2 protein-coding genes and 2 tRNA genes are annotated in these 1,367 nt (G+C 31.2%); all 4 read right to left on the minus strand.

The window, feature by feature from the left end:
• Nucleotides 1-203: 203 nt before the first annotated feature.
• The 4 genes from Q428_RS14020 to Q428_RS14030 all read right to left on the minus strand — a co-directional run bounded on the left by Q428_RS14020 (nt 204) and on the right by Q428_RS14030 (nt 1,354).
• Nucleotides 204-279, minus strand: a tRNA-Lys gene (locus Q428_RS14020).
• A gap of 65 nt (nt 280-344) precedes the next feature.
• Nucleotides 345-917 carry a Crp/Fnr family transcriptional regulator gene (locus Q428_RS14025; RefSeq protein WP_201769309.1) on the minus strand — a complete coding sequence of 191 codons (573 nt, stop codon included), beginning with the start codon at nt 915-917 and terminating at the stop codon, nt 345-347.
• A complete protein-coding gene (locus tag Q428_RS15780) occupies nt 869-1,024 on the minus strand; it encodes a hypothetical protein (RefSeq protein WP_201769310.1) in 156 nt (51 codons plus the stop codon). Before Q428_RS15780 ends, Q428_RS14025 begins: the two co-directional genes overlap by 49 nt.
• Nucleotides 1,025-1,270: 246 nt before the next feature.
• Nucleotides 1,271-1,354, minus strand: a tRNA-Leu gene (locus tag Q428_RS14030).
• Nucleotides 1,355-1,367: the final 13 nt, after the last annotated feature.

The raw sequence follows: 1,367 nt of genomic DNA on the forward strand, positions 1-1,367 counted from the left end.
GGTGAAATATTTAATAGTAATTGATAATCTATAATTAATTCAAATTATATAATTATATCTCTTATTATCATTAACTATGTCTTGTTTTCTTATAATGATATACCAGGAGATGTTGTTGAAATCATATATTAAAGCTATTAACAATATAACTTTCAATGAGTTTTAAGTAATAAAAAATGCTTTGAATAAATTCAAAGCATTTTTGGTGAGCCACCGGGGAATCGAACCCCGGACACCATGATTAAAAGTCATGTGCTCTACCGACTGAGCTAGTGGCTCAAGTTACATCGGAACATGACTAATAATAACATGATAAAGTCAATATGTCAACATAAACATTCTTCCTATTGAACCCAGCTTTTTAGTTTATTTACACTTATTATTATTATTTCGTCTTTATCTATTTCAATAGCTTTATCTTGTCTAAGCTTTGACAATGCTCTTGTAAATGTTTCTCTCGAAAGACCAACCATATTACCCATTTCTTGCCTAGAAAATGAGGTTTTTAATTTTATTCCATCCTTTAACGGTAGCCCCTCATCTTTTATCAATTTTATTAGTAAGGATGCAGTTTTTCCATAGGCATCCTGTAATGCAAGATACTCAATTTGTTTTGAGACCATCATTAATCTCTTTGCCATTACTTTTATAATTTCTATTCCTATAGTAGGCTGCTTAAGAATTAATTCCTCTATATCTTTATTTTTAATCATTAATACCTCAGAATCCTCTATAGCTTCTGCATTAGCTGGATATCTGGAATTTGAAAAAAGACATGCCTCAGCAAAAACTTCACCCTCAGTCATTATATGTATTATGTGCTCTTTTCCATCTTGAGTATTTTTAAATATTTTAACCTTCCCTTGTTTTACAAAGTAAATTGCTTCTCCAGCTTCTCCTTCCATAAATATTGGCATATTTTTTTATACTTTCTTTCTATCATTATCTCTTGTACTTTATTTATGCTTTCTTCATCTATATCACTAAAAAATGCTACTTTTTTTATATATTCTTTCTTTTCCATATTGGGCCTCCAAATCATATTTAAGTATTTCTATATAAAATTTTACTACATAATTCGATTTAAGACCATATCTCTTTAACGAAGATTCTCTACTTCCTAGTTTTTAATAGAATAATAGTAATCATTCTGGTTTTAGAATATAAAAGTAGATAACTACCACCCCTGCCCGTATAAAACTACATTAGTTTTGATTTATCTTATATATTACTTATACAAAATAAAAAAAGCATCTCAACGAGATGCTTATGGTGCGGGCGGAGGGACTTGAACCCCCACGCACTGGGCGCTAGATCCTAAGTCTAGTGCGTCTGCCAATTCCGCCACGCCCGCATATCAATCCGGC

Source organism: Fervidicella metallireducens AeB (genome assembly GCF_000601455.1).
Taxonomy (GTDB): Bacteria; Bacillota; Clostridia; order Clostridiales; family Caloramatoraceae; genus Fervidicella; species Fervidicella metallireducens.